The 26,485-nt window shown below is 65.1% G+C and carries 24 protein-coding genes; 17 read left to right on the top strand and 7 right to left on the bottom strand.

Annotation, left to right across the window (positions count from 1 at the left end; genetic code table 11):
- Positions 1-21: 21 nt before the first annotated feature.
- Positions 22-1,446 (bottom strand): dihydrolipoyl dehydrogenase, encoded by a 1,425-nt coding sequence (locus tag HFGMBDPB_RS10605; protein ID WP_212645374.1) that lies wholly within the window; start codon positions 1,444-1,446, stop codon positions 22-24.
- A gap of 237 nt (positions 1,447-1,683) precedes the next feature.
- Positions 1,684-2,178, bottom strand: coding sequence for a hypothetical protein (locus HFGMBDPB_RS10610; RefSeq protein ID WP_212645375.1), 495 nt, complete (start codon positions 2,176-2,178; stop codon positions 1,684-1,686).
- 294 nt (positions 2,179-2,472) lie between these two features.
- On the opposite strand from HFGMBDPB_RS10610, the gene HFGMBDPB_RS10615 reads away from it, so the two are divergent.
- The 3 genes from HFGMBDPB_RS10615 to HFGMBDPB_RS10625 all read left to right on the top strand — a co-directional run bounded on the left by HFGMBDPB_RS10615 (position 2,473) and on the right by HFGMBDPB_RS10625 (position 4,441).
- The gene (locus tag HFGMBDPB_RS10615) at positions 2,473-3,687 is read left to right on the top strand and encodes an HAF repeat-containing protein (RefSeq protein ID WP_212645376.1); all 1,215 of its coding nucleotides are present in this window, start codon (positions 2,473-2,475) and stop codon (positions 3,685-3,687) included.
- 40 nt (positions 3,688-3,727) lie between these two features.
- Positions 3,728-4,003 (top strand): hypothetical protein, encoded by a 276-nt coding sequence (locus tag HFGMBDPB_RS10620; RefSeq protein WP_212645377.1) that lies wholly within the window; start codon positions 3,728-3,730, stop codon positions 4,001-4,003.
- A gap of 132 nt (positions 4,004-4,135) precedes the next feature.
- Positions 4,136-4,441 carry a hypothetical protein gene (locus HFGMBDPB_RS10625; protein WP_212645378.1) on the top strand — a complete coding sequence of 102 codons (306 nt, stop codon included), beginning with the start codon at positions 4,136-4,138 and terminating at the stop codon, positions 4,439-4,441.
- A 107-nt stretch (positions 4,442-4,548) separates the two neighbouring features.
- Here the strand turns inward: HFGMBDPB_RS10625 and HFGMBDPB_RS10630 are convergent, their stop codons facing one another.
- Entirely contained in the window at positions 4,549-5,499 is a 951-nt protein-coding gene (locus HFGMBDPB_RS10630) for a LysR family transcriptional regulator (protein ID WP_180319425.1), read from the bottom strand.
- Between the two features lie 134 nt (positions 5,500-5,633).
- On the opposite strand from HFGMBDPB_RS10630, the gene HFGMBDPB_RS10635 reads away from it, so the two are divergent.
- Both HFGMBDPB_RS10635 and HFGMBDPB_RS10640 read left to right on the top strand, forming a co-directional pair.
- Positions 5,634-6,617 (top strand): tripartite tricarboxylate transporter substrate binding protein, encoded by a 984-nt coding sequence (locus HFGMBDPB_RS10635; RefSeq protein WP_013802199.1) that lies wholly within the window; start codon positions 5,634-5,636, stop codon positions 6,615-6,617.
- Between the two features lie 10 nt (positions 6,618-6,627).
- Positions 6,628-7,806 (top strand): M20 aminoacylase family protein, encoded by a 1,179-nt coding sequence (locus HFGMBDPB_RS10640; protein WP_212645379.1) that lies wholly within the window; start codon positions 6,628-6,630, stop codon positions 7,804-7,806.
- 21 nt (positions 7,807-7,827) lie between these two features.
- Here the strand turns inward: HFGMBDPB_RS10640 and HFGMBDPB_RS10645 are convergent, their stop codons facing one another.
- The gene (locus HFGMBDPB_RS10645; protein ID WP_016451681.1) at positions 7,828-8,427 is read right to left on the bottom strand and encodes an IMPACT family protein; all 600 of its coding nucleotides are present in this window, start codon (positions 8,425-8,427) and stop codon (positions 7,828-7,830) included.
- Positions 8,428-8,623: 196 nt separating this feature from the next.
- Here HFGMBDPB_RS10645 and HFGMBDPB_RS10650 point away from each other — a divergent pair, with 196 nt between their 5' ends.
- The 6 genes from HFGMBDPB_RS10650 (at position 8,624) to HFGMBDPB_RS10675 (ending at position 15,557) form a co-directional block, all read left to right on the top strand.
- A complete protein-coding gene (locus HFGMBDPB_RS10650; RefSeq protein WP_016447134.1) occupies positions 8,624-8,794 on the top strand; it encodes a hypothetical protein in 171 nt (56 codons plus the stop codon).
- 181 nt (positions 8,795-8,975) lie between these two features.
- Complete coding sequence (locus HFGMBDPB_RS10655; protein WP_212645380.1) at positions 8,976-9,842, top strand: helix-turn-helix transcriptional regulator; 867 nt, start codon at positions 8,976-8,978, stop codon at positions 9,840-9,842.
- Positions 9,843-9,957: 115 nt separating this feature from the next.
- On the top strand, positions 9,958-11,694 hold the full coding sequence (locus HFGMBDPB_RS10660) for an FAD-dependent monooxygenase (RefSeq protein WP_212645381.1): 1,737 nt from the start codon (positions 9,958-9,960) through the stop codon (positions 11,692-11,694).
- On the top strand, positions 11,691-11,894 hold the full coding sequence (locus HFGMBDPB_RS10665) for a hypothetical protein (protein ID WP_016447131.1): 204 nt from the start codon (positions 11,691-11,693) through the stop codon (positions 11,892-11,894). The genes HFGMBDPB_RS10660 and HFGMBDPB_RS10665 overlap by 4 nt, the downstream gene beginning before the upstream one ends.
- A gap of 108 nt (positions 11,895-12,002) precedes the next feature.
- The gene (locus tag HFGMBDPB_RS10670) at positions 12,003-12,995 is read left to right on the top strand and encodes an AraC family transcriptional regulator (RefSeq protein WP_046239848.1); all 993 of its coding nucleotides are present in this window, start codon (positions 12,003-12,005) and stop codon (positions 12,993-12,995) included.
- 75 nt (positions 12,996-13,070) lie between these two features.
- Positions 13,071-15,557, top strand: coding sequence for a YgiQ family radical SAM protein (locus HFGMBDPB_RS10675; RefSeq protein WP_016451686.1), 2,487 nt, complete (start codon positions 13,071-13,073; stop codon positions 15,555-15,557).
- A gap of 6 nt (positions 15,558-15,563) precedes the next feature.
- Here the strand turns inward: HFGMBDPB_RS10675 and HFGMBDPB_RS10680 are convergent, their stop codons facing one another.
- The 3 genes from HFGMBDPB_RS10680 to HFGMBDPB_RS10690 all read right to left on the bottom strand — a co-directional run bounded on the left by HFGMBDPB_RS10680 (position 15,564) and on the right by HFGMBDPB_RS10690 (position 20,700).
- Positions 15,564-18,026: an EAL domain-containing protein gene (locus HFGMBDPB_RS10680; RefSeq protein ID WP_212645382.1), complete on the bottom strand. Its 2,463-nt coding sequence runs from the start codon at positions 18,024-18,026 to the stop codon at positions 15,564-15,566.
- 331 nt (positions 18,027-18,357) lie between these two features.
- Positions 18,358-19,311: a CoA transferase gene (locus tag HFGMBDPB_RS10685; RefSeq protein WP_212645383.1), complete on the bottom strand. Its 954-nt coding sequence runs from the start codon at positions 19,309-19,311 to the stop codon at positions 18,358-18,360.
- 192 nt (positions 19,312-19,503) lie between these two features.
- On the bottom strand, positions 19,504-20,700 hold the full coding sequence (locus tag HFGMBDPB_RS10690; protein ID WP_016447126.1) for an amino acid aminotransferase: 1,197 nt from the start codon (positions 20,698-20,700) through the stop codon (positions 19,504-19,506).
- A gap of 128 nt (positions 20,701-20,828) precedes the next feature.
- Between HFGMBDPB_RS10690 and uvrB the strand changes: the two genes are divergently transcribed.
- The 6 genes from uvrB to hscB all read left to right on the top strand — a co-directional run bounded on the left by uvrB (position 20,829) and on the right by hscB (position 26,435).
- A complete protein-coding gene (uvrB, locus tag HFGMBDPB_RS10695) occupies positions 20,829-22,916 on the top strand; it encodes an excinuclease ABC subunit UvrB (protein WP_017403939.1) in 2,088 nt (695 codons plus the stop codon).
- Positions 22,917-23,141: 225 nt separating this feature from the next.
- Positions 23,142-23,678 (top strand): Fe-S cluster assembly transcriptional regulator IscR, encoded by a 537-nt coding sequence (gene iscR / locus HFGMBDPB_RS10700; RefSeq protein ID WP_012205825.1) that lies wholly within the window; start codon positions 23,142-23,144, stop codon positions 23,676-23,678.
- Between the two features lie 134 nt (positions 23,679-23,812).
- Positions 23,813-25,033, top strand: coding sequence for an IscS subfamily cysteine desulfurase (locus HFGMBDPB_RS10705; RefSeq protein ID WP_017403940.1), 1,221 nt, complete (start codon positions 23,813-23,815; stop codon positions 25,031-25,033).
- A gap of 43 nt (positions 25,034-25,076) precedes the next feature.
- Positions 25,077-25,475, top strand: a complete 399-nt coding sequence (iscU, locus tag HFGMBDPB_RS10710) for a Fe-S cluster assembly scaffold IscU (protein ID WP_016447123.1) — start codon at positions 25,077-25,079, stop codon at positions 25,473-25,475.
- A 1-nt stretch (position 25,476) separates the two neighbouring features.
- On the top strand, positions 25,477-25,800 hold the full coding sequence (gene iscA / locus HFGMBDPB_RS10715; RefSeq protein ID WP_016447122.1) for an iron-sulfur cluster assembly protein IscA: 324 nt from the start codon (positions 25,477-25,479) through the stop codon (positions 25,798-25,800).
- A 116-nt stretch (positions 25,801-25,916) separates the two neighbouring features.
- Complete coding sequence (gene hscB, locus HFGMBDPB_RS10720; protein ID WP_212645384.1) at positions 25,917-26,435, top strand: Fe-S protein assembly co-chaperone HscB; 519 nt, start codon at positions 25,917-25,919, stop codon at positions 26,433-26,435.
- Positions 26,436-26,485 lie beyond the last annotated feature (50 nt).

The following is a 26,485-nucleotide window of genomic DNA, read 5'->3' on the forward strand; positions in this document are numbered from 1 at the left end:
GCGGCCCTGGGCCGCGCGCGATCAATCGTCCATGGGCAAAGAATCGCAGTTGCCCAGGTCGGAAGGCGGCTGCTGGGGCAGCTGGCGCACCGCGTCGCGCAGGGCGGTGCGCAGGCCCTCTTCCAGCACGGGGTGATAGATGGGCGCACGCAGCAACTCATGCACGGTCAGTTGCTGCTGCACGGCCAGGGCCAGCAGATGGGCCAGATGCTCGCCGGCCGGCGCGCACATTTCCGCGCCCAGCAGCCGGCCGCTGGCCGGGTCCGCATAGACGTGAAGCAGGCCCGCGTTGTGCTGCGCAGCGCGCGCACGCCCCTGGTGCGCGAAATCCACGCGGCCCACCACGAAGTCCTGCCCCAGCAGCGCCTTCATGGGCTGGCCCACGACGGCCGCGTTGGGCGAGCTGAAGACGATGGACAGCGGCGTGCGCCGCTCGAAGCAGGCCACGTTCTCTGCCATGGCGTTGGTGCCGGCAATATGGCCTTCGTCCACGGCCTCATGCAGCAAGGGGCGGTCGCCATTGGCATCGCCCGCGAGGAACAGCGGCAGCTCGCCGACCTGCAGTGTCTCGCGGCTTACGGGCGGCTGGCCGTGTTCGTCCAGCTCAAGTCCCAGCGTCTCAAGGCCCAGGCCTTCGAGCTGCGGGCGCCGACCCATGGCGGCCACCACGTGGTCCACGACGATGCGGGTGTCGCCTGCACGCACGACGATGCTGCTGTCCGGGCCCTTGCTCAACTGCACTTCATGGTCGGTGATCACCACCATCTCTTTCTCAAGCAGATGCCGCAATGCGTCGGTGACATTCGGGTCGGACAGGCCGGCAAGCTTCGGGCCGCGTCCCAGTGCGGTGACCTCCAGTCCCAGCCGTGCCAGCGCCTGTGCAATCTCCACGCCCAGCGGGCCCAGGCCGACGACGGCCACGCGCGGGCCCAGCGTCTTGCGTTCGAACAAGGTGTCGGTGGTCAGGATGCGCTTGCCAAAGCGCTTCCATTCCTCCGGCACCACGGGGCTGGAGCCTGGAGCGAGGATGAGCTTGCGCGCAGCCAGCACCTTGCCATTGACCTCGATCCGATTGGCCGCCAGCAGCCTGGCACGCCCGTCGATGGCCCGCCAGCCCAGGCCCTCCGTGGCCTTGATCGTGCTTGCCACGAACTCGTCGCGCAGCTTGCGCACGCGGCGCAAAACGGCGGGCAGGTCCAGCTGCAGCCCGCTCGCACCGCGTATGCCGAAGGTATCGAAGTGATGGCGTGCATGGAAGGCGTTGGCCGCCTCGATCAGGAGCTTGGACGGCATGCATCCCACCCGCGCACAGGTCGTTCCCCAGGGCCCGTCGTTGACGATGGCGAAATGCTCCGTGTGCTTGCGCACCTCGCGCAATGCCGACAGTCCGGCCGAGCCGGCACCGACGATGATCACGTCGAGGGCGGTGGTGGGTGGGTTTTTCATGCTGTCTGATTCCTTTGACTGTGGCACCAGGTCCCGTGGAGGTCTCCGCTGCCGGTGGATGTGCCGAAAGGTGTGCCGACGGGAGTGCTGACTGAAGTGCCGACAGATGGTCGAGATGACTGCCTCGCCTGCCATGGGACATGCGTGCCAGTCTGCATGCTGGCGCTCGCGGCAGTCGTAGGCGAAGGGCCGAAACCGCTGCTGGACATCCAGGGCCCGGCCCGTGCCGCGCAGGGGCTAGCCGGATGCCCAGTGTTGCCATGCCGCGCCCGTGCGGCTGCCTGATGCGCCGAAATCCGCTTCCCGCGCAAAGCGCCTGAGGGATGTCTCGGTAACACTCAAATGGCTGACACGGCACAAGCGGCTTTGCGCTGTTTGCAGCCAGCGGCGCAGGGACCAATGAAGCTGCGCCACCATCTCGCCATGCACCTGTGCGCTGTGCAGGCGCAGGCGGCCATCGAGGATGAAGGCCCTCACCGACCGTGCAGAAAGCTGCAGATCCTCGCAGACCTGCCTCAGCCCGACGCCTTCGCGGACCCGGGTGCTCAGGCCGCGCCTGTGCATCTGGCAGCGAACGGAGCGTTCGCTGCGGTCCAGCCGGCGGCAGATCACCTGCACGGGCAGGACGCCGGCCCAGCGTTCGAGTGCCAGCAGTTCTGCCGGACTCCAACGGCGGCGAATTGCGCCATTCGGCCATGCGCTGTCGGATGTCAGGCAGTGTGTGATTGCCATGGAAAGCTCCCATTCATATGGCGCTGCGCTGTGGCATGGCCTGAATCCCGGATGCCGATGAGACAATTATTGATGGGGGATTCTTTTGCAAGCTTTTGATTTTGTTGATTGTTTTTGTTGTTTTGATTGCTGCTCGGATGGACGGCTCCATACCGCGATGCCTATCGTGGAGCCGGGATGCGGATCACGGAAATAGCGTCTGCACCGGCGCGCATATGCCAAGCCCCATGCGGATTTCCTGTTCGGCGCCCGATTTCCATGAACGACTTCTTTGCTTTTTCAGGAGAACCCTTCATGCGCCTTCAGCCAAAGCATTTGAATTTTTCCGTTGCGTGCCTAGCGTTGCTGGCACTGCCGGCCGCGCAGGCCCTGCCCATGCAGGACGTGGGCACGTCGGCAGGTCCGCAATGCGTGGGCCTGGACATCAACAACAGCGGCCATGTCGTGGGCGCCTGTGCAGAGAGCGACGGCTCGTCCGCAGGCTTCGTGTCGCTGGCGCCGGGCAGTGCGGCAGACCTTGTGCGCCTGTCGCCGGGGCGCAACTGCAACGCGGCGGCCATTACCAACAGCGGCCAGGTGGTGGGCAGCTGCCTGGACGGCAATTCGGTGTCCGTGGGCGTGTTCTGGAATGCGGCCACGCCGGCCACGGTGCAGACACTGCAGCCGCTGACGCTCGATGTGCGCAGCATGCCCACGGCATTCAACCAGGGCGGCTATGTGGCAGGCGTCAGCCTGAGCGGCAGCAACACGGCCCGCCCTGTCATGTGGCGCAACAATGAAACCACGGCACGCGCGCTGCCGGCGGGCCTGCTGGGCCTGAACAGCACCAACTGCGTGCCGTCCGATGTGGACAATTTCGTGGTGGGCGGCAACATGCCGGGCATCGTGGGCAACTGTCCCGACAACAGCGGGCATCCGCGTCCTGTCTATTGGTCTGCCGCAGTCCTGGGCGGCTATATGGCCACGGCCCTGAACCTGCCTCTCAATGCCGTCTTCTGCCGCGCAAAGACCGTCGTCAATACCCGCATCATGGGCTACTGCGATTTCGGTGCCCAGGGTGGACGCACCGTCGTCTGGCTCAACTCGTCCTCCAGTCCGCAGGTGTTGTCCATATCGTCCCCGCCCGCGCGAAACAGCGGCGTCGATCTCAACCTCCTCGGCGAGGTGATTGGGCACTACCAGTTGGCAGACGGGCGCAGCATGCCCTATTACTGGAACAGCCAGACCGGTGTCATCCGCGATATTCCTCCGCTGCCTGGCGGCATGAATGCACGTGTGGTGGATATCGGTGACAACGGAACAGTGGCAGGCCACAGCGAACTGGCCGACGGAAGTTCGCACGCCATCACCTGGACCCCCTTGGGCGGCACCGTGGACCAGGGAACCCTCGCAGGCGGCGAGAACAGTGCGGCCTCGGCACTGAGCCAGGATGGCTGCTACATGACAGGAAGGAGCGAAGTCGCGCAATTGGCCTCGCATGCCTTCGTGCAGAACCTGTGCACGCCATGAAGGCGGAGCCTCATCTCACAACGTGCATAAAGGAAATACCATGAAGATGCGATATCCAAGACTTGCAACCACACTGGCAATCGTTGTGTGCGGGCTCTGGGTCCCTGCTGTGCAAGCGAACGGCATTTCATTCGAGAATTTTTCCTCCTCCAATGCGGCACAGGCTTTTGGCGGCTCATATCATATGTTGCCCCTGATAATTATGGGGCAAGCGAGCGAGTCGTTGAAATGGATGGAAATGATGCAGGGCATGAAGGCTGCAAATACAGATAAAAATGAACTGCTGCCATTGCTGATGATGGCGAAAGGAGTATGAGCATACTTGGGATATGAATGCGCCTGGGGTGAATATGGACGATATCGCAATGGTGGCTTGCCACAGCGAACTGGCCGATGAGAGCTTTCGCTCCAGGCACCTACAGGCAACGCGTGCTTTTGTGCAGAACCTGTGCATTCCCTGGTCGTCAGTATCAATTCGAAAACGATGAGAAAAGGGGCTGAAATGAGATTTCGATATGAAAAATCATTGTCCACTATTGTGGTATTTGTTGTTTTAATGTCCTCATCCGCGCTGCATGCGAAGAATATTTATCTTTCGGAAGATGGTCTAATAAATTTGGAAAATAGCAGCCTGCATGCGAATGGTGGTTCAGTTGTATATGGCTTTTATCATATTTGTGGCAGTATTTTTATGGGGGGTAGAGTGCTGACGGCTGCTCATTGCCAGGGGCATAATTTTGGGAAATTTCATTAGCCAGGCCTTGAAAACAGGCTGTGCAAACTATTTAATTTGACATGGCTTGTTGTCCCGGCTTGCGATTTTGCATTGAGGGTAGTCGATGGGTGATCACCAGCATCAAATCAGTCTGGCAATGCCATGCGGCCCAGCCTTCCGCCGTGGCTGGGCGCCCGTTCCGGCGCAGGGGCATCGTCGGCCATCAACTTTCCCATCAGCCCTCGCAGGATTGCCAGCGTCGGCGCCTCACTGCGCTGACGCAGCGTGACCAGCCCGAAGCGGGCGGTGCTGCGCATGGGCGGGTCCATGGGCAATTCGGCCAGGTCCGGGGCGACGGCGCGCACGGCCAGCAGCACGGTGTCGCTGTTGCGCGCAACGTCCACAAGGCTGGGCAGCTCCTCGCACTGCAGTGTGACGAACCGCGCCGGGTGGGCCGTGGCGCCATAGGTCTCCACCAGCAGCCAGGCCACCTGGTCGCTCAGCGGTGTGGAGGCGACGGGGTAGCGCTGCACATCCTCGAAGCGCAGATCCCGCTGCAGGCGGGCCAGTGGATGGTCGGTGCGGCACATGAAGGCGGCGCGCATTTCGTGCACGACGTCCAGCGCAAGGTCGGGTGCGGGCCGCAGCGCGCGCAGGTCCACGACCAGGGCGTCGAGCAAGCGCTCGCGTAGCGAGTGCACCAGCAGATCGGTGCTGCCGCGCGCCACCTCGGTTCGCACGCCGGGGTGGTGCACGGTCATGTGCTGCAGGAACGGCGTCATCAATATTGCGCCGGGGCCCGATCCCAGGCCCACACGCACGGTGCCGGCCGCACCCTCGCGCAATTGGCGCCCCCTGTCACGCAGCGCGTCGGCCTCGGCCACCAGGGCGCGCGCCCGTCCCAGCATCTCGCGGCCGAAGGCTGTGAGTTCGCTGTGGCGGCCGATGCGGTCGAACAAGGGTATGCCCAGCTCCTGCTCCAGCGCGCGCACGCTGCGGCTGAGGGCCGGCTGTGTCAGATGCATGGCCTCGGCCGAGCGGCTGAAGGAGCCGGTCTGCGCCACCGATATGAGATGCCTGAGCTGCACCAGCGTCATGATTTTTCGCGCCCTGAAGTCTGCATGAAACTCATGCTAATGCAGCCAACAATGCATTGGACGTTCGATGACCCGGCTCCTAGGATGCCGCGTATCCGGCCGACCGAGCCGGAGCCATCCACCAAGGAGACATGATGAGATTTTTGTTCCAGCGCGTTTGGCTGACGGGCGCCGGCCTGTTGCTGAGCGCGGGCCTGGCCTGTGCGCAGAGCCCGTCCTCCAGACCCGTGAGCCTGATGGTTCCCTATCCGGCCGGCGGCCCTTCGGATGCCATTGCCCGCATCTTCAGCGTGCCGCTGTCCAAGGCACTGGGCCAGCAGGTCATCGTGGAGAACCTGGGCGGCGTGAGCGGCGCCATGGCCGCGCAGAAAGTGCTGGCCGCTCCGCCTGACGGGCACTACGTCTTCCAGGGCTCGCCCAACGAGGTGATCCTGTCGCCGCTGGCCAATGCCGCCGTGCGGCTCAAGGCCGAGGATTTCCGCCTGGTCCATCCCGTGGCCGAGGCCGTGATGGTCTTCGTCGCTCGCAAGGACCTGGAGGCCGGCAACGTGGATGAGCTGATCGCGCTGGCCCGCAAAAGCGCCAGCCGGCCGCTGTCGTACGGCAGTGTCGGCATTGGCTCGCTCTACCACCTGATCCTGGAGAAGGTGCAGCAGGACGCCGGCATACAACTCATGCATGCGCCCTACAAGGGCAATGCGCCGCTGCTGCAGGACATAGGCAGCGGGCAGGTCGATTTCGCTGTGCTCGTCTACAGCGCTGCCATGGGCGCGCTGGCCGAGCAGGGCCGGCTCAAGATCCTGGGCCAGCTGGGGGAGCAGCGATCGGAGCTGCTCAAGAATGTGCCCACGGTGCGTGAGGGCCGGGAGCTGAAAAACTTCGCCTACAAGACTTGGACCAGCTTCCTGGTGCGCAAGGACACGCCGCAGGAGGTGGTGCAAAGGCTGCACCAGGCGATAGGCGCCATGCTCAAGGACCCGGGCGTGCGCGAGCAACTGGCCCTGCAGACCCAACTGGCCGCGGCGCCCATGTCGCTGGCCGAAGCGGCGCAGTTCTATGAGGCCGAGACGGCCCGCTACCGCAGCATTGCCCGCTCCATCCGCCTGCAACCCCAGTGAGACGCCGCACATGAACACCCTTCTGGACACTTTGCGCGGCTCGGCCGCAGCCTTCGTCGAGCTGCGCCGCGACATCCACAGGCACCCCGAGCTCGGCTTCGAGGAACACCGCACCAGCGCCTTGGTCGCGCAGCAACTGGAGCAATGGGGCTACGAGGTGGAACGCGGCCTGGGCGGCACGGGCGTGGTGGGGCGGCTGGTGCGCGGCAGCGGCAGCCGGCGCCTGGGCCTGCGCGCCGACATGGACGCGCTACCCATCGCCGAGGCCAATGAATTCGCCCATGCCAGCACGCATGCCGGGGTCATGCATGCCTGCGGCCATGACGGCCATACCGCCATGCTGCTGGCAGCGGCCCGGCATCTGGCCGAGCACGGCGGCTTCGACGGAACGCTCACGCTGATCTTCCAGCCTGCGGAGGAGGGCGGCGGCGGCGCCCTGCGCATGATGGAGGACGGCCTCTTCGAGCGACATCCCTGCGACGCCATCTTTGCCATGCACAACATGCCGGGCCTGCCCCAGGGAAGGCTGGCCTTGCGCGAGGGCGCAGCCATGGCGTCCTCCGACTACGCCACGCTCACGCTCACCGGGGTGGGCGGGCATGGTGCCATGCCGCACCGCGCGGCCGACCCCATCGTTGCGGCCGCCAGCATCGTCATGGCCTTGCAGACCATCGTCTCGCGCAACATCGATCCGCTGCAGATGGCGGTGGTGACCGTGGGCGCCATCCATGCGGGCAAGGCCAACAACGTGATCGCCCACAGCGCGGTGCTGGAGTTGAGCGTGCGTGCGCTGGATGCCGATGTGCGCAGGCTGCTGGAGCAGCGCATTCGCGATCTGGTGAGTGCGCAGGCCGAGAGCTTCGGCGTGCAGGCGCAACTCGACTGGCGACCCGGCTATGCCGTGCTGGTCAACACGCCCAAGGAGACGGACTTCGCGCGCCAGATCGCGCTGGAGCTGCTCGGCCCGGAACATGTCACGCTGCAGGCGCCACCCTTGCCGGGCAGCGAAGACTTTGCCTTCATGCTGCAGCGCGTGCCAGGCAGCTATCTGCTGATTGGCAATGGCGAGGGAAGCGAGCAAGGCGCCTGCATGGTGCACAACCCGGGCTATGACTTCAACGACGACAACATCGCCGTGGGAGCCGCCTATTGGGTGCTGCTGGCGCAGCGGTTTCTGGTGGCCGGTTGAACTGCTTGAGCCCGGCGCATCTCATTCGCTGGGGTGGACTTCCAGCCAGCCCACGCGTCCTTGACCGCTCTCGTTGAGGCGGCTCACAAAGCCTTCAGCCTGCGACTGCGGCAGGCGCAGATCGAACTGCACCAGCGATCCATGCTCGACCTGGAGCAATTCGGCGCCTGCCGCCTCGATCTCGCGCCGCACCAAGCCTTCGAGTGCATAAGGGACACTGCAGCGCAGCAATTGCATGCGCTGCAGCGTCACCTTTTCGGCGGTCAGCAAGGCCTGGGCCACGGCATCGGTGTAGGCACGGACCAGGCCACCGGCGCCCAGCTTGACGCCGCCGAAGTAGCGCACCACGGTGGCTAGCACGCCTTCCAGGTCCTGGTGGCGCAGCACGTCCAGCATGGGGCGGCCTGCCGTGCCGCTGGGCTCGCCGTCATCGACGGCTGCCGACTGGCCGCCTGCCAGCAGCGCCCAGCAGACATGGGCGGCGCCGGGGTGCTCGCGCCATAGCGCATCGACCACCGCCTGGGCGCTGGCGCGGTCGGCCATGGGCTGCACGCAGCCGATGAAACGGCTTTTCTTGATGAGGAGTTCGCTGTGCGCAGGCGCGCGGAGTGTCTGTGGCATGGAGGGCGGCAAGCTTACCCGATTGCCCCTGGCTCGGTGTTTGGCGCATGGATTCATTACGCCTTTATTACGAAGCGCTACACATTTGTGAGCATGCGTACCTTGTGTCATTTCAGCTTCAGCGGGTTGCATCCAGGTTTGTCCTACAGAAATCGTGAAAGATTCGCAGTAAGCTTTCTGTCAAGGAGGCGCAACCATGAACACCCCACCTTCCCGCGATCCCGTTCTCACCGAACACACCTTTGGCCGCGATCATTTCAGTCCTCCGCCCATGGCGTTGGAGCAGGCAGGCCAGGACCATGAAGCCGCCGGCGGCGGCCTTCCTCTGGACCTGGACCAGCGCATTCGCAACGTAGGCGAATGGTGATGGCTGCAGCCGTGCAGCCAAGGGCCATCCGGCCAGGCTGAGCGGCTCCAACGACCGCCGACAGGAACGCAGCAGGCAATGGCCTCGCTGCGCTGGATTTATCATTCCAACATCTTCACCCAGGCCGGCTGCGCAATGCACCGGCCTTTTTGCATTCCTGCCACAGCCTGTTCCCGCACCCATGAGCAATGACACCGTCCGCAGCCATTGGCTGCTGGCACCTGCCTGCGCCAGCGATGCCAGCCTGCCTGTGCCGCTGGGCGATGTGACGGCGCTGCTGGAGCAGGTGGGCCGCTCCAGCGCCAGCAGCGACGAGGTGGCCGGGCAGCTGCTGCACCTGCTGGGCCGGCATGTGCCGTTGGCGCAGTGCACGATCTTTTCGTTCCAGGGGCGATCTCGGCCGCGCATCGTGGGGTTCGGGGACCGGGCACGCACAGGCGCACTGCCTTTGATTTCCCAGGATTACAGCGAGCGCTTCTATCCACTGGACGGCGCGCAGCGCGTGATGCAGGCCGAGCTGGCGCGGCAGCAGCGCAATCCCCAGGCGCCAGCGCGCGTCTGGCTCCATCGCCAGAGGCCTTCAGACGTGAGCCATCCCGAGTACCGCCGTGTCTGCTATGACCTGCCCCGCCTGGTGGAGCGGCTTTCGCTGCTGACCCTGCAGACCGGCGCACGCTGGCTGGCGGTGAATCTGTACCGGGGTGAGGAGCACGGCGGCTTTGACCCGCAGTCCATTGCACGCATCGAGGCCTTTGCTCCGCTGGTCATGCAGGCCATGCGCCTGCATTACGCGGGCCAGGCCCTGCAGGACGATCTGGCGGGCCTAGTGCTGGCGCGCCTGGCGCGGCGCTTTGCGCATCTCACGCAACGCGATATGGATGTGGTGCGCTGCGTGGTCGAGGGGCTGGACACCGAGCGGCTGGCGCAGCGCCTGGGCATCACGGTGGCCAGTGCCCGGACCTATCTCAAGCGCGTCTGCGGCAAGCTGGGCGTGCAGGGGCAGCGCGAGCTGTTTGCCTTGCTGATGGAGCCCGAGGCGCTGTCCTGAGCCTGGGGGCTGGAGGGTCCTGTCTGTCCCCATCCGGGGACATTGCCGGAGCGGGGGCTGCCTACACTGCGGCCTCACAAAGACGCAAGACGCAAGACGCAAGACGGAGACATCCATGCACCAGCCCCATGCCCAGCCGCGGCATTCCATCTACTACCGGTACCGGGTGCACCAGCCCTGGCTGCCTTCGCAGCATCCAGGGGTGCAGCGCCATCCTGTCGTCATCGTCGGCACGGGCCCTGTGGGGCTGACCACGGCGCTGGAGCTGGCGCGCCACGGCCAGCGCTGCGTGCTGCTGGAGTCCGAACTGCAGGTGTCCGAAGGCAGCCGCGCCATCGTCTTCACGCGCCGCTCCATGGAGATCCTGCAGCAGGTGGGCGTGGCCGAGCGGGTCATGGCGAACGCCTTGCCCTGGCGCTGTGGCAACTCGTTCTACCGGGGGCGGCGCGTATTCCGCATGGAGGCGCCGCACAGCGAGGACGATCGCTTCCATCCCATGACCAATCTGCAGCAGCAGTACCTGGAGGAATACCTGGTCGATGCGGTGCTGGCCCATCCGCTGATCGAGCTGCGCTGGGGCAACCGCGTGGACCGGGTGGAGCAGGTCGGCAACGGCGCCGCCGCAAAGGCGCGGCTGCAAGTGGACACGCCGCAAGGCCCGTATGCGATGGAGGCCGACTGGCTGGTCGCCGCCGATGGCGCCCGCTCCGGCATACGCACGGCCATGGGCCTGGTGATGGAGGGGGCGTCGTACGAGGGCCGCTTCGTGATCGCCGACATCCGCATCGACCTGCCACTGCCCACGGAGCGCCTGGCCTTCTTCGACCCGGTCTGGAACCCCGGCAACACCATCCTGATGCACCGCGAGCCGCATGGCATCTGGCGCGTGGACTACCAACTGCCTGCGGGCGAGGACGCGCAGCAGGCGCTGCAGCCCGAATCGCTCAAGGCGCGCATCGACGCGCAGCTGGAGATGATCGGCTTCGGCGGCACGCCCTGGGAAATGGACTGGAGTTCGGTCTACTCCGCCCGCGCGCTGACCTTGCCGGACTATGTGCACGGCCGCGTGATCTTCGCGGGCGATGCGGCCCACATGCTGCCCATCTTCGGCGTGCGCGGTGCCAACACGGGTTTTCAGGATGCCCAGGCCCTGGCCTGGCGGCTGGCCCTGGTGGCGCGCGGCGTGGCGCCGGTGAGGCTGCTGGACAGCTACAGCGGCGAGCGCGTGGGCGCGGCGCGCGAGATTGTCGAAGAGGCCGGCAAGAGCACGCGCTTCATGGCGCCGCCCTCGCGCGGCTTCCGGCTGCTGCGCGATGCCGTGCTGTCGCTGTCGCTCACCCAGGAATTCGTGCGGCCGCTGTACCACTGGCGCACCTCCCGGCCGCACGAATACGCGCACTCGCCGCTCAACAGCGCGGATGACGACAACCACCTGTTTGAAGCCGGCCCTGGCCATGGCGCACCGCCGCTGAACCTGCGCCTGGGGCCCGATGACTATTTGCTGGACCACCTGGGCGGTGGATTCGACCTGCTGTATTTCACCGATGGCACGCCCGTGCCCGCCCAGTGGTGCGAAGTTGCCAGGATGGTGCGCGGCCGTGGCGTGGGCCTGCGCATCGTGGCCATCTCCAGCCAGGCGGCCGCGCAGCCGGTCCAGGGTGCCGATCTGACCCTGGCCGATGCAGATGGCCGCTGCCGTGCACGCCATGGCGTGCCGGCAGGGCACCCGCCCGGCGCCGCCTATCTGCTGCGGCCCGATCAGCATGTCTGCGCGCGCTGGCTGGCGCTGGATGCCCGGCGCCTGCAATCGGCCATCGACAACGCCACCTGCACGCAAGGAGTTCCGGCATGAGCCAAGAACAGACATCACCCCACACCCTCGATATCGCCGGCCTGGAAACTGTCTACGACCAGCTGGCCACAGCCATCGACACGGCGGGCCCGCAGCGGTCTGAGCTGTTCCTGGTCAAGCTGGCGCTGCTGGCGGCCGAACGGCTGGGCAGCGCGTCCGTGTTCTCGGAGCTGGTGCAGGCGGCGCAGCAGGATCTCTAGTGCGTAGTCGCGCTCCAGGGAAAACCGCTATCGCTGTCGGGGTGCCGACGGGCCGTGGCATGGCCGGCACTGGCTAACATCGGCCCGAAAACAAGGGTCCCGCGAGCCATGGATGTACTCAGTGAAGTTCTCGATATTTGCCGCTCGGAGCGCGCCGTCACGGCGCGCTTTGCGCTGACGGCGCCGTGGAGCCTGAAGTCCACGGGCGTCACCGGCGCCATGATCCGCATGGCGCGCGGCGCGCCTTACTGGATCCAGGTGGAGGGCATGCCGGCGCTGCGTGTCGACCCCGGCGATTTGGTCATGCTGCCCATGGGCGCCGCGCATGTGGTGGCGTCCGACATGGACGTTGCCAGCGAGCTGTTCTCGCGCATGATCGCCCGCCACGCCGAAGGACCGCGGGACGAGAATCCCCTGGTCTTCAGCCATGGCGGCGGCGGCGAGGCCACGGACATGTTTTCGGCCCTGTTGTGGTTTTCCGCCTACTGCCGTCATTCGGTATTCCGCATCCTGCCGCCGCTGATCCACATCCGGGCAAGCGACCTGCCGCTGGCCGACTGCCTGGCCACCACCATGGAGTCGCTCACGCTGGAGACGCTGGCGCGGCGCCCGGGCTGGCGCCTGTCGGCCGCGCGCATGGGCGAGCTGCTGCTGGTCAACATCCTGCGCGAGCACCTGGCGCGCGAGGCCGCCGTGGGTGAAGGCTGGCTGCGGGGCCTGGGCGATGCCTGTGTTGCGCGTGCTCTGGTGTGCATGCACCGCGAACCGCAGCGGGCCTGGAGCGTGGAGACGCTGGCCATCGAGGCCGGCATGTCGCGCACCCGCTTCAGCATGCGTTTCAAGGAGCTGGTGGGTGCCACGCCCATCGGCTATCTGACGGCGCACCGCATGGCGCTGGCCGCCCAGCAGATGGAGGCCGGCGGGCTGTCATCGGCCCGCATCGCCGAGAACGCGGGCTACGACTCGCCGAAGGTGTTTGCACGGGCATTTCGCCGCTGGTCCGGGCACACGCCCAAGGCTTGGCTGGCGCAGGAGGCCGCAAAGAGGTCGGGCTGGCAGCAGCAGGAAGGCCGTATCAGGGGGCTGGAGCAAGACCCTTGACCAGCAGGGTTGAGTGCCGAAACGTACACTGGCCGGTTCCTTCCGCACAGGCTCCCAGAAGCCGAACCGCCCATCATGAACGCCCCCGTTGACGTTTCCTTCTTCCATCGCGCCGCCAAGCCGCTGACCAGCTATCGTCCTTACTGGGCCAAGCGTTTTGGCACGGCCCCGTTCCTGCCGATGAGCCGGGCTGAGATGGAACAGCTTGGCTGGGACAGCTGCGACGTGATCCTGGTGACGGGCGACGCCTATGTGGATCACCCCAGCTTCGGCATGTCGGTGATCGGCCGGGTGCTGGAGGCACAGGGCTTTCGCGTGGGCATCATTGCCCAGCCTGACTGGCAAAGCGCCGAGGCCTTCAAGGCCCTGGGCCGGCCCAACCTGTTCTGGGGCGTGACGGCGGGCAACATGGATTCCATGATCAACCGCTACACGGCCGATCGCAAGATCCGCTCCGACGATGCCTATACGCCGGGCGACGTGGGCGGCAAGCGCCCTGACCGCGCGGCCATCGTCTACAGCCAGCGCTGCCGCGAGGCCTACAAGGACGTGCCCATCGTGCTGGGCGGCATCGAGGGCAGCCTGCGCCGCATCGCCCACTACGACTACTGGAGCGACAAGGTGCGCCGCTCCATCGTCGTGGACAGCAAGTGCGACATCCTGCTGTACGGCAACGCCGAACGCGCCCTGGTCGAGGTGGCCCACCGCCTGGCTGCGCGTGAGCCCGTGGAAAGCATTACCGATGTGCGCGGCACGGCCTTCTTCCGCCGCGAGTCGGAAGCGGGCTGGTTCGAGCTGGATTCCTCCGTGGTGGACGAGCCCGGCGTGGTCGAGCCCCACATCAACCCCTACATGACCACCAGCGAGCAGGCCGAGGCCCAGGGCCAGACCTGCTCCAAGGAAGAGGGTGATGCCGACGCGAAGCCGGACGGCGCCTCGGTCGCCGCCGTTCAGACCATCCAGTTCGTGCCCAACCCGTCGCTGCGCGGCAAGGGCAAGCAGCCGCCGCGCGACAAGACCGTGCTGCGCCTGCCCAGCTACGAGCAGGTCAAGGCCGATCCCATCCTCTACGCCCACGCCAACCGCGTGCTGCACCTGGAGACCAATCCCGGCAACGCCCGCGCCCTGGTCCAGGCCCACGGCGAAGGCGTGACCGCGCGCGATGTGTGGCTGAACCCGCCCCCCATCCCGCTGACCACGGCCGAGATGGACTGGGTCTTTGGCCTGCCGTATGCGCGAAGCCCCCATCCCAGCTATGCCGACGCCAACGGCAGCCATGAGGGCGAGACCAAGATCCCGGCCTGGGAGATGATCCGCACCTCGGTCAACATCATGCGTGGCTGCTTCGGCGGCTGCACCTTCTGCTCCATCACCGAGCATGAAGGCCGCATCATCCAGAGCCGCTCCGAGGAGTCCATCATCCAGGAGGTCGAGGACATCCGCGACAAGGTCAAGGGCTTCACCGGCACCATCTCCGACCTGGGCGGCCCCACGGCCAACATGTACCGCCTGGGCTGCAAGAGCCCCGAGATCGAGGCCGCCTGCCGCAAGCCCAGCTGCGTGTTCCCCGGCATCTGCCAGAACCTGCACACCGACCATGCCCCGCTGGTCAAGATCTACCGCCGCGCGCGCAATCTGCCGGGCATCAAGAAGATCCTGATCGGCTCGGGCCTGCGCTACGACTTGGCCGTGAAGTCGCCCGAGTACGTCAAGGAACTGGTGCAGCACCATGTGGGCGGCTACCTGAAGATCGCGCCCGAGCACACCGAATCCGGGCCGCTGACCAAGATGATGAAGCCGGGCATAGGCAGCTATGACCGCTTCAAGCAGATGTTCGAGCAGTTCAGCGAGGAAGCGGGCAAGAAGCAGTACCTGATTCCCTACTTCATCGCCGCCCACCCGGGCACCAGCGACGAGGACATGATGAACCTCGCCATCTGGCTGAAGAAGAACGGATTTCGCGCCGACCAGGTGCAGACCTTCTACCCCAGCCCCATGGCCACGGCCACGGCCATGTACCACTCGGGTCGCAACACCCTCACCAAGGTGCGTCGCCAGATGCGCGACGTGAACGAGGAGTCGGTGGACATCGTGCGCGGTGAAAAGCGCCGTCGCCTGCACAAGGCCTTCCTGCGCTACCACGACCCCAACAACTGGCCGCTGCTGCGCGAGGCCTTGAAGGCCATGGGCCGTGCCGACCTCATCGGCAACGGCAAGCAGCACCTGATCCCCACCTTCCAGCCCCTGGTCGATGGCGGCTACCAGAGCGCGCGCCGCAAGAACAGCACCCAGGGAACGGGCGTGGCCGCGCGTGCCGTGGTCTCCCAGCAGGGCAAGGCCTATGCCCTCAACAAGGCCGGTGGCAAGAGTGCGGGGCCGGGCAAGGCGCAGGCACAGGCCCGCGACCCCGGAGGCGACGTGCGCTTGCGCTCCAGCCAGCCCAAGCCCGGCCGCATGCTGACCCAGCACACGGGCCTGCCACCGCGCCCTGGCGTGGGCGGCTCCGCAGGCGCTGCCGGTGCCGGCCGCAAGGCCGCGCCGGGCGGGCGCAAGCCGCGCTGAGGCGCCTCAGCCGACTGCCGGCGCCAGCGTGCCCTGCCATTCGCGGCGGGCGGCCTGGGCACCGCTTTCGAAGTACTGCGTGTCCAGCGGCACGGGCCGTGCCAGGGCGAAGCCCTGCGCGTAGTCCACGCCCACGGCCTGCAGGGCCTGGGCGATCTCCCGGCTTTCCACATACTCGGCCACCGTGCGCTTGCCCAGGATATGGCCTATGCGGTTGATCATCTCCACCATGGCGTGGTTGCTGGGGTCCTGGAGCATGTCGCGCACAAAGCCGCCGTCGATCTTCAGATAGTCCACGGGCAACTGCTTCAGATAGGTCAGCGAGGACATGCCCACGCCGAAGTCGTCCAGCGCAAAACGGCAGCCCAGCGTGCGCAGGGCCTGGATCAGCCGGGTGGCGCTGGACAGACTGGCGATGGCGCTGGTCTCGGTGATCTCGAAGCACAGCAGCTGCGGCGCGATGCCGTGCGCGCTCAGCTGCGCCTGCACAAAGTCCAGCAGCCCGTCGTCGTCGAGGCTGGGGCCTGACAGATTGATGGCGCAGGTGTCGATATGGCGCAGCGCGGCCGGATGCTCGGCCAGCGTGGCCAGCGTTCTGGCGATCACCCAGCGGTCGACGGTGGGCATGATGCCGTAGCGCTCTGCCGCGGGTATGAACGCGGCTGGCGAGATGATCTGGCCCTGCTCGTCGCGCAACCGCAGCAGCACCTCGAAATGCAGGCCGCGCTGGCCATCGGGCTGCAGCGGTGCAATGCTTTGTGCATACAGGCAAAAGCGCTCCTGCTCCAGCGCCGTGCGTATGCGCGTGACCCATTCCATCTCGCTGACGTGGCGGGTGTATTCGCCGTCGTCGCTGCGGTAGACATAGATGCGGTTGCGGCCGCGCTCCTTGGCGCGGTAGCAGGCCATGTCGGCCATGCGCAGCAGGTCCTGGGCCGACTGGACCTCGCCGCCGATGTGGACCAGTCCAATGCTCAGTCCTGTGCGCAGCACCTGCTTGCCCCAGTGCACGTGCAGGGCTTCGGCAGCCTGGCGCAGCTTTTCGGCAATGCGCAGCGCGGGCTCGGGCGGACAGTTCTCCAGAAGAACGCCGAATTCGTCGCCGCCCAGGCGGGCCAGGGTGTCTGTCTCGCGCAGGTTGTGCAGCAGCAGACGGCTGACCTCGCACAGCATTTCATCGCCCGCCGGATGGCCGCAGGTCTCGTTGATGAGCTTGAACTGGTCCAGATCCATGTACAGCAGGGCTGCGGGCCGCAGCCTGTGCTGGCCCTGGTTGAGCAGGCGCTGCAGGCGGCGCTCGAATTCCACGCGGTTCTCCAGCCCGGTCAGGCCGTCATGGCTGGCATGCCAGGAAAGCTGGTCCAGATACTGCTGCTCACGCGAGACATCCCTGAGCACGATCACCGCACCTGCCGGGCGCTCCCCGCCGCCGCTGATGGCCGAGCCCATGAGCTTGACCGGCACGATGCTGCGGTCATGGCGCCGCAGCCACCGCGTGTGCTCTTCGCGCAATTGCCGACCCGACAGCAGATGGGTCAGCAGGCTTTCCGCCGTCTGGGTGGTGTCGATGCTGTTGAAATGCAGGCCCTTGGCCAGGTGCCGTCCCTTGAGCTGCTGCTCGCTGCTGCCCAGCAGGCCCAGCGCGGCAGGGTTGGCATAGTCCACCACGCCCTGGGCGTCCGTGGTGATCACGGCATCGCCCAGCGATGCCAGCGTGGTCTGGGCCCTTTCCTTTTCGGTCAGCAGGTCGTTTTGCACCTGCTGGCGCTGCTGCAGCATGCGCCGCGTATGCCAGAGCGCCACCAGGATCAGCGCCACGCCCAGCATCAGGTGAATGCACTGCAGCCACATCACCATCTGCCGGGAGCTGCGGCCCAGCGAGGCGCTGAACTGCTGGGTGGCGGGTGTGACGCCGGCGTTGATCTGCTCGATCTCGCGCTTCCAGGTGATGACGTCCTCGGCGCTCACGCTTCCCACGGTGTGGCGCTGCTCTATCTCCTGCGCCAGCCGGTCGAGCTGCTGCAGGTACTGGTCGCCCTGCTTCCAGTAACGATAGGGCTCCTCCAGCAGTTCGACATGGCGAAAAGTCTGCATCAGCCAGATCAGCGCGTCGGCATCGTCCGGGTGGTTGCCTCCCAGCAGAATGCCGGCGCGCGCGTCCTTGACCCTGGCTGGCACATCGTCCAGCGCCATGCGGGCCTGCCAGTCGCCTGCAGGAACGATCATGGCCTGCTCGAAGCGCGCCAGGTCGCGCGCCGAGCCGCTGTCCACATAGCGGCTCAGGGCGTAGATGGCATCCTTCTGTGCCTTGGACCACAGGCTTTCTCCGGCCACGAAGGCGCGCACCGCAGACACAAGGTAGAGGCTGCCGCTGGCCATGACCACCAGCACCACGACCACCAGCACCAGGGGCCAGATGCGCTGCACCAGCTGCAGTACCGGCACATGGGCTGGGGGCTGGCTTTGCATAGGCGGTGGACGGAAGGGGGACCCGGCGGCGGCCTCAGGCGCTGGCGCCGATGCGCTGCAGGCCAGGCGCTGAGTGGCTAGGTGGCTGACGCATCCCGGATAGCGGGGCGGTCGATGGATGTTCTCGAACCATGGGGCTGCCTCCAGATGAGCCGATTATGGGTGTTTCCAGATGTGTTCGGGTTGTCTGGTTGTATGCGCAACTCTGATTTAAGAGGAGCAGGCTATCGCGGTAAAGAGGGTCGTCGGCAGCAGCATGTTCATACTCGGCGGGCAGCCGCGACCCAGGCGGCTTGTAGGCCGTGCGCAGATGCTGCCTTTCGGCATTCGCCTACAAGCGGCGCGAGGCCGCTGGCTGAGCGGCGAGCGGATGCAGGGGCAGGTCGTGGCGCTCGGCCAGGTCTGCCAGTTCGGCGCAGGACAGGGCAGCCAGGAAGGCTTCCAGGGCCGCATGCGTGGCCGGGTTGCGCATGCAGGCGATGCTGCCATCGCCCGGCACCGATGCTGCTGCGCACAGGCGTGCCGCGAAATGCGGCTCCAGTGCCGCCACGGCCACCGAACCGTCGGCGCAGGCATAGACGCGATAGCCTGCGTGTGCTCCGCCCACATCTCCGTCGGGCCGGGTCAGGCCCCAGTGCCAGGGCAGGGCCAGCCATTGCGCGGCCTGTGCCAGTCCTGTTTCCTGGAGGTTGCCGTGGCCGCTGCGCTGGCGCAGCAGCCAGGCCTTGAGCACGGCCTCGCTGGCCATCAGCGCACCGGCCATGTCGGCAAACAGGCTGGGGGGCATGGCGCCGCCCTGCACCAGGCCGGCCTCCGCCTGATAGGTCAGGTCGTGGCCGGGCACATCGGCCAGCGCACCCGCACTGCCGACGATGCGCACCAGCGACAGCTGCGGATGGCGTTGCTGCAATGAAGCCCAGTCCAGCCCCAGCTTGGCCAGCGCGGCGGGGCGGAACGAGGTCAGCAGGATATCGGCGCTGTCCAGCGCCTTGTGCAGCGCGGCCTGTCCGTCCTCGGTCTTGAGCTGTGCCTGCCAGACCGCGATGCCCTGGTGCATGTCGGAATAGGCCTGCGGGCTGTAGAGCGCCATCGGGTCCGCGCCGGCAGGCCCTGGCTGCGCAGAGGGCGGCTCCAGCTTGCTGCACTGTGCGCCCATGGCCGCGCAGCGCATCAGGGCGGCGGGACCCGGCAGGTTCAGTGCCAGGCTCAGAATGCGTACGCCGGACAGGGGCAGCCCGTCTGCAGGCGAGGCGGTGAAGGGAGTGAGGCAGGCGTGATCTGGCATGGGAATGGAGCGTCTCGTTCTTCATTCGATGTTTCGGCTGCCCGGATGATCGCACCGGTACCCGCGCAGACCTGGCGCATACCGGACTGCCAGGATGCAAAAACCGCCCGCACAAAGAAAATGCCGCCAGGGCAGGGAGCGCTGGCGGCATGCCTTGTCACCCGGCGCAGGGCCAGGTGGCTGGAGTGGCGGTCAGACCACCTTGGCGATCGACTGGCAGACGTAGTCGATATTCTTGCTGTTGAGCGCGGCCACGCACATGCGGCCCGTGTCCGTGCCGTAGACGCCGAACTCGGTGCGCAGGCGCACCATCTGGTCCTTGCTGAGGCCGGAGTAGCTGAACATGCCGATCTGCGTGGTGATGAAGCTCATGTCCTGCTGGACGCCGGCAGCCTTCAGGCCATCGACCAGCTTCTGGCGCATGGCCTTGATGCGCACGCGCATCTCGCCCAGTTCCTTTTCCCACAGTGCGCGCAGCTCGGGGTTGTTCAGCACGGCCGCCACCACGGCGCCACCATGGGTGGGCGGGTTGGAATAGTTGGTGCGGATCACGATCTTGAGCTGGCTCAGCACGCGGGCCGCCTCTTCCTTGTCGTTGGCGACCACCGACAGTGCGCCCACGCGCTCGCCGTACAGGCTGAAGCTCTTGGAGAACGAGGTCGAGACGAAGATGTTCAGGCCGGCGGCCACGAACTTGCCGATCACGGCGCCGTCTTCGGCAATGCCGTGGCCAAAGCCCTGGTAGGCCATGTCAAGGAAGGCCACCAGGCCCTTGGCCTTGACGGCGGCAATCACCTGGTCCCACTGCTCGGCCGTGATGTCGTAGCCGGTCGGGTTGTGGCAGCAGGCGTGCAGCACCACGATGGTGCCAGGGGCTGCTGCGTTCAGGTCGGCCAGCATGCCTTCGAAGTTCACCTTGCGGTTGACGGCGTCGTAGTAGGCATAGGTGCCCACTTCGAAACCGGCGTTCGTGAAGATGGCCTTGTGGTTTTCCCAGCTCGGGTCGGAGATCAGCACCTTGGCAGCGGGGCTGATCTTCTTGAGGAAGTCGGCGCCGATCTTCAGGCCGCCGGTGCCGCCGATGGCCTGCACCGTGGACACGCGGCCGGACTTGACGACGTCGGACTCGGCGCCGAACACCAGGCCCTTGACTGCGGCATCATAGGCAGCGATGCCGTCGATGGGCAGGTAGCCGCGGGCCGTGGGCTTGTCCATCATCGCCTTCTCGGCGGCCTGCACGCACTCGAGCAGGGGCAACTTGCCGTTGTCGTCGAAGTACACGCCCACGCCCAGATTCACCTTGCTGGGGTTGGTGTCGGCAGCGAACTGCTCGTTCAGACCCAGGATGGGGTCGCGGGGGGCCATTTCGACGGCGGTAAACAGAGACATGAAGCGTCCTTGGGATGTCTTGGGAGGTGGAAAAAACGCGGCTAGCCCCAAGCTGCGGTAGGCTTTCGGGTTAACCCATGAATTCTAGCGATCTCGCCGGCCGATACCCACTTTTGCGAACCCACGTCATGCACGAAGTCTCTGATTCCTCTCCAGCACCTGCGGCCTCGGGCCAGTTCGTGCATTTCGCGGACTCCCCCTTCGAGCTGTTCCAGCCCTATCCACCGGCTGGCGACCAGCCCGCCGCCATTGAGAAGCTGGTCGAGGGCATCCAGGACGGTGAATCCTTTCAGACCCTGCTGGGCGTGACGGGCTCGGGCAAGACCTTCACCATGGCCAACGTGATCGCCCGCCTGGGTCGTCCGGCCATCGTCTTCGCACCCAACAAGACACTGGCCGCACAGCTGTACAGCGAGTTCCGCGAGTTCTTTCCCAAGAACTCCGTCGAGTACTTCGTCAGCTACTACGACTACTACCAGCCCGAGGCCTACGTGCCCCAGCGCGACCTTTTCATCGAAAAGGACAGCGCCATCAACGAGCACATCGAGCAGATGCGGCTTTCGTGCACCAAAAGTCTCATGGAGCGGCGCGACGTGGTCATCGTGGCCACGGTCTCGGCCATCTACGGCATCGGCGAACCCGAAAGCTACCACCGCATGATCATGACGCTGCGTACCGGCGACCGCATCAACCAGCGCGACGTCATCGCGCAGTTGATCCGCATGCAGTACCAGCGCAACGACCAGGACTTCAGCCGCGGCAAGTTCCGCGTGCGCGGCGACACCATCGATGTCTTCCCCGCCGAGCATTCCGAGCTGGCCATCCGCATCGAACTTTTCGACGACGAGGTTGAAAGCCTGCAGCTGTTCGACCCGCTCACGGGCCGCGTGCGCCAGAGCATTCCGCGCTTCACTGTCTACCCCAGCAGCCACTACGTCACGCCGCGCGACAAGGTGCTGGCCGCCGTGGAAACCATCAAGCTGGAACTGGCCGAGCGGCTCAAGCAACTGGTGGGTGACGGCAAGCTGGTCGAGGCCCAGCGCCTGGAGCAGCGCACGCGCTTCGACCTTGAAATGCTCACCGAGGTCGGCCACTGCAAGGGCATCGAGAACTACACGCGCCACCTCTCCGGCGCAGCCCCGGGCGAGCCCCCCAGCACATTGACCGACTACCTGCCCAACGACGCGCTCATGTTCCTGGACGAGAGCCACCAGATGATCGGTCAGCTCAACGCCATGTACAGCGGCGATCGCTCGCGCAAGACCACGCTCGTGGAGTACGGCTTTCGGCTGCCGTCGGCGCTGGACAACCGGCCGCTGAAATTCGAGGAATTCGAGCGGCGCATGCGCCAGGTCATCTTTGTCTCGGCCACGCCGGCAGACTACGAAAAAACCCACTCAGGTCAGATCGTGGACCAGGTTGTGCGCCCGACGGGGCTGATCGACCCCGAAATCGAAGTGCGCCCAGCCACCAACCAGGTGGATGACGTGCTGCAGGAAATCCGCCTGCGCGTCGAGCGCGGGGAGCGTGTTCTCATCACCACGCTCACCAAGCGCATGGCCGAGCAGCTCACCGACTACCTGAGCGAAAACGGGGTCAAGGTGCGCTATCTGCACTCCGACGTGGAGACGGTGGAGCGCGTGGAGATCATTCGTGACCTGCGTCTGGGCGTCTTCGACGTTCTCGTGGGCATCAACCTGCTGCGAGAGGGCTTGGACATCCCTGAAGTCTCGCTGGTCGCCATCCTCGATGCCGACAAGGAAGGCTTTCTTCGCGCCGAGCGAAGTCTCATCCAGACCATCGGCCGCGCAGCACGCAACCTGCACGGCAAGGCCATCCTCTACGCGGACAGGATCACGGAGTCGATGAAGAAGGCCATCGGCGAGACCGAGCGCCGCCGCGCCAGGCAAATGGCGTTCAACGAGGAAAACGGCATTGAGCCCAAGCAGATTGTCAAGCGGGTGAAAGACCTGATTGATGGTGTCTACAGCGAAAAAAGCGGCAAGGAAGCGGAACGTCTGGAGGCCAATCAGCTCGAAAGAGCGCGTGTCGAGGACATGTCCGAAAAAGATGTGGCCAAGGAAATCAAGCGTCTGGAGAAGCAGATGCTCGAACATGCGCGCAGCCTGGAGTTCGAGCAGGCGGCGCGGGTGCGCGATCAGCTGGCACTGCTCAAGGAGCAACTGTTCGGAGGCTCTTCCGCGCAGGTTTCCTGAGGCGGTGCCTTGTCTGAAGCCTGTTGGCTCTTGTTACCCGACAAAATTGATGGGGAATGTGGTACACTCAGGGTCAACACTCAACAACAACAAAAACTTCGATGAAAAGAAGGGCTCTGAACCTTTTGAACAGGACGGAGTAAGGGCGGAGACTGTGCCCAACTCCAGTCAAATCGCTGGAGCGGGTGTTTCTGTAACGTACAAGCCTGACTGAAGGAGCTCGTAATGCGTCTCACCACCAAAGGCCGTTTTGCGGTCACTGCCATGATCGATCTGGCCCTGCGCCAGAACAATGGCCCTGTTACGCTGGCTGCCATCAGCCAGCGACAGCAGATTTCCCTGTCGTATCTCGAACAGCTGTTCGGCAAGCTGCGCCGCCATGAACTCGTCGAGTCCACCCGTGGACCCGGCGGCGGCTACACGCTGGCCCGCAAGGCTGGCGACATCACCGTGGCCGACATCATCGTCTCCGTGGACGAGCCCATTGACGCCACCCAATGCGGCGGCAAGGAAAATTGTCTGGGCGAAGCTGGCCGCTGCATGACGCATGAGCTGTGGGCGGCATTGAATCAGCGCATGGTCGAGTTCCTCGATTCCGTGACGCTGCAAAAGCTCGTCGACGAACAATTGGCCAAGGGCATCCAGATCGAGGACAAGCCCGTAGTGCGTCGTGCGATTTCCACGGCTCCCGTGGTCAAGCCCATCCGCGTGAATGCACCGAACTCGGTATTCGCGCTGGGCAACGCCTTCGCCAAGTCCTGATCGACTTTTGACACCCTGAGGGCAGGGCGCCGCTGCGCATGGCTGTGTGGCGCGGTGCTGCCCGCCCGGATGGATTCACCGGAGTTCATCGCCTTCCCGATTTTTGCCAGCCGGAACTTTGATAAGAGCCAGTCATGGACATGACCCCGCATTTCCCCATCTATCTCGATTATGGCGCGACCACTCCCGTGGACCCTCGCGTGGTGGACGCCATGATCCCATGGTTGCGTGAGCACTTCGGCAACGCTGCATCGCGCAGCCATGCCTGGGGCTGGGAGGCCGAAGAGGCCATCGAGAAGGCCCGCGGCCAGGTGGCGGATCTGATTGGCGCGGATCCCCGTGAAATTGTGTGGACCAGTGGCGCGACCGAGTCCATCAATCTTGCCATCAAGGGTGCGGCTCACTTCTATCAAGGCAAGGGCAAGCATCTGATCACGCTCAAGACCGAGCACAAGGCCGTGCTCGACACCATGCGTGAACTCGAGCGCCAGGGGTTTGAAGTGACCTACATGGACGTGCAGCCTGATGGTCTGCTCGACATTGAGGCATTCAAGGCCGCGCTGCGTCCCGATACCATCTTGGTGAGCGTGCTCTTCGTGAACAACGAAATCGGCGTCATCCAGGACATTCCCACGATTGGCGCGCTATGCCGCGAGAAGGGCATCCTGTTCCATGTGGATGCTGCGCAGGCTACGGGCCGCGTGGAGATCGACATGTCCAAGTTGCCGATCGACCTGATGAGCATGACCGCGCACAAGACCTACGGCCCCAAGGGCGTGGGTGCCCTGTACGTGCGCCGCAAGCCGCGTGTGCGTCTGGAGGCGCAGATCCACGGCGGTGGTCATGAGCGTGGCATGCGTTCGGGTACGCTGCCCACGCACCAGATCGTCGGCATGGGCGAGGCTTTCCGCATCGCCAAGGAAGAGATGGTCGAGAGCAATGCCAAGGCCTATGCGCTGCAACAGCGCCTGCTCAACGGTTTGAAGGATCTGGAACAGGTCTTCATCAACGGCAGCATGGAGCACCGTGTGCCTCAGAACCTGAACATGAGCTTCAACTTCGTCGAAGGCGAGTCGCTCATCATGGGCATCAAGGGGCTGGCAGTGTCGTCGGGCTCTGCTTGCACCTCGGCCAGCCTGGAGCCCAGCTATGTGCTGCGTGCCCTCGGCCGCAGTGACGAGCTGGCGCACAGCAGCCTGCGCATGACCATCGGCCGTTTCACGACCGAGGAAGAAATCGACTACGCGATCAGCACCATCCGCACCAATGTGGTCAAGCTGCGCGAACTCAGCCCGCTGTGGGAGATGTACAAGGACGGCATCGACCTCAGCACCATCCAGTGGGCGGCGCACTGAGCGTCGGCCGGCACGCGAATCAAGTATTGAAGAGGTAGACATCATGGCTTATTCCGACAAAGTGGTAGACCACTACGAAAACCCCCGCAACGTGGGTTCGTTCGACAAGAGCGACGAATCGGTGGGCACCGGCATGGTCGGCGCGCCTGCCTGTGGCGACGTGATGAAGCTGCAGATCAAGGTCAACCCCGAAACCGGCGTCATTGAAGATGCCCGTTTCAAGACCTATGGCTGTGGTTCGGCAATCGCCTCGTCTTCGCTGGTGACCGAGTGGGTCAAGGGAAAGACGCTGGATGAAGCGGCTGCGCTGAAGAACAGCCAGATCGCCGAAGAACTGGCCCTGCCTCCCGTCAAGGTGCACTGCTCCATCCTGGCCGAAGACGCCATCAAGGCCGCAGTGGACGACTACCGTGCCAAGCGCACTGCGGTGGTGGCCGCCTGATATGGCGATCTCGCTGACCGAGTCCGCGGCCCGCCATGTGAGCCGCTACCTGTCGCGCCGCGGCAAGGGCATCGGCGTGCGCCTTGGGGTCAAGACCACGGGCTGCTCCGGGCTGGCCTACAAGCTGGAGTATGTGGACGAACAGTTGCCCGAGGATGTGATCTTCGAGGACCACGGCATCAAGGTGCTGGTCGACCCCAAGAGCCTGGCCTATATCGATGGCACGGAACTGGACTTCGTGCGTGAAGGCTTGAACGAAGGCTTCAAGTTCCACAACCCCAACGAGCGCGATCGCTGCGGCTGCGGCGAGAGCTTTCGCATCTGACCGGCATTTGCCGGGGGGCCAGGCTCTGGTGGCCTGGCGGCATGCCCGGCAGGCCCTGACTTTTCTACTCCCTCAAGAGGCCGCCATCGCTTCGGTGCTGGCGGCTTTTTATCGACATGAACCTGCAATCGGACGATTTCGAGCTGTTTGCGCTGCCGCGCCAATTTGCGCAGGAGCGCAGCACCATTGACGCGCGCTGGAAGGAGTTGCAGCGCGAGGCCCATCCTGACCGCTTTGCCTCGCAGGGCGCAGCTGCGCAGCGTGTGGCCATGCAATGGTCGGTACGCATCAACGAGGCCTATCAACGGCTGAAAGAGCCGCTCAGGCGAGCAGCCTATCTTTGCGAATTGCTGGGTGCACCCGTGCGTGCCGAGGACAACACCTCCATGCCCACCGCCTTTTTGATGCAGCAGATGGAATGGCGCGAGGCGCTGGACGATGCGCAGGACGAGGCCGCCTTGGATGCGCTGGACGGCGAAGTGTCGCGGGCCAGAAAGAGCATGCTGGCCGAATGCGGCCGCCAGCTCGATGAACTGCACGATGCCCAGGCGGCCGTGCAGCAGGTCAGAGCCCTCATGTTTGTTGCGCGATTTGCGCAGGACATAGAGCGTCGCCGCGATCAACTGGGACAATAGTCCGCGACCCGAACCTCCCACGAGAGTCCCTCATTCACAAGGCAGGCCGG

The organism is Delftia sp. PE138, from assembly GCF_018320755.1.
GTDB classification, from domain to species: Bacteria; Pseudomonadota; Gammaproteobacteria; order Burkholderiales; family Burkholderiaceae_C; genus Comamonas; species Comamonas tsuruhatensis.

Bases quoted from the DNA above. Each gene is read 5' to 3' on its own strand.
- HFGMBDPB_RS10605 (WP_212645374.1), bottom strand. From the start codon at position 1,446: ATGAAAAACCCACCCACCACCGCCCTCGACGTGATCATCGTCGGTGCC.
- HFGMBDPB_RS10610 (WP_212645375.1), bottom strand. From the start codon at position 2,178: ATGGCAATCACACACTGCCTGACATCCGACAGCGCATGGCCGAATGGC.
- HFGMBDPB_RS10615 (WP_212645376.1), top strand. From the start codon at position 2,473: ATGCGCCTTCAGCCAAAGCATTTGAATTTTTCCGTTGCGTGCCTAGCG.
- HFGMBDPB_RS10620 (WP_212645377.1), top strand. From the start codon at position 3,728: ATGAAGATGCGATATCCAAGACTTGCAACCACACTGGCAATCGTTGTG.
- HFGMBDPB_RS10630 (WP_180319425.1), bottom strand. From the start codon at position 5,499: ATGACGCTGGTGCAGCTCAGGCATCTCATATCGGTGGCGCAGACCGGC.
- HFGMBDPB_RS10635 (WP_013802199.1), top strand. From the start codon at position 5,634: ATGAGATTTTTGTTCCAGCGCGTTTGGCTGACGGGCGCCGGCCTGTTG.
- HFGMBDPB_RS10640 (WP_212645379.1), top strand. From the start codon at position 6,628: ATGAACACCCTTCTGGACACTTTGCGCGGCTCGGCCGCAGCCTTCGTC.
- HFGMBDPB_RS10645 (WP_016451681.1), bottom strand. From the start codon at position 8,427: ATGCCACAGACACTCCGCGCGCCTGCGCACAGCGAACTCCTCATCAAG.
- HFGMBDPB_RS10650 (WP_016447134.1), top strand. From the start codon at position 8,624: ATGAACACCCCACCTTCCCGCGATCCCGTTCTCACCGAACACACCTTT.
- HFGMBDPB_RS10655 (WP_212645380.1), top strand. From the start codon at position 8,976: ATGAGCAATGACACCGTCCGCAGCCATTGGCTGCTGGCACCTGCCTGC.
- HFGMBDPB_RS10660 (WP_212645381.1), top strand. From the start codon at position 9,958: ATGCACCAGCCCCATGCCCAGCCGCGGCATTCCATCTACTACCGGTAC.
- HFGMBDPB_RS10665 (WP_016447131.1), top strand. From the start codon at position 11,691: ATGAGCCAAGAACAGACATCACCCCACACCCTCGATATCGCCGGCCTG.
- HFGMBDPB_RS10670 (WP_046239848.1), top strand. From the start codon at position 12,003: ATGGATGTACTCAGTGAAGTTCTCGATATTTGCCGCTCGGAGCGCGCC.
- HFGMBDPB_RS10675 (WP_016451686.1), top strand. From the start codon at position 13,071: ATGAACGCCCCCGTTGACGTTTCCTTCTTCCATCGCGCCGCCAAGCCG.
- HFGMBDPB_RS10680 (WP_212645382.1), bottom strand. From the start codon at position 18,026: ATGCAAAGCCAGCCCCCAGCCCATGTGCCGGTACTGCAGCTGGTGCAG.
- HFGMBDPB_RS10685 (WP_212645383.1), bottom strand. From the start codon at position 19,311: ATGCCAGATCACGCCTGCCTCACTCCCTTCACCGCCTCGCCTGCAGAC.
- HFGMBDPB_RS10690 (WP_016447126.1), bottom strand. From the start codon at position 20,700: ATGTCTCTGTTTACCGCCGTCGAAATGGCCCCCCGCGACCCCATCCTG.
- uvrB (WP_017403939.1), top strand. From the start codon at position 20,829: ATGCACGAAGTCTCTGATTCCTCTCCAGCACCTGCGGCCTCGGGCCAG.
- iscR (WP_012205825.1), top strand. From the start codon at position 23,142: ATGCGTCTCACCACCAAAGGCCGTTTTGCGGTCACTGCCATGATCGAT.
- HFGMBDPB_RS10705 (WP_017403940.1), top strand. From the start codon at position 23,813: ATGGACATGACCCCGCATTTCCCCATCTATCTCGATTATGGCGCGACC.
- iscU (WP_016447123.1), top strand. From the start codon at position 25,077: ATGGCTTATTCCGACAAAGTGGTAGACCACTACGAAAACCCCCGCAAC.
- iscA (WP_016447122.1), top strand. From the start codon at position 25,477: ATGGCGATCTCGCTGACCGAGTCCGCGGCCCGCCATGTGAGCCGCTAC.
- hscB (WP_212645384.1), top strand. From the start codon at position 25,917: ATGAACCTGCAATCGGACGATTTCGAGCTGTTTGCGCTGCCGCGCCAA.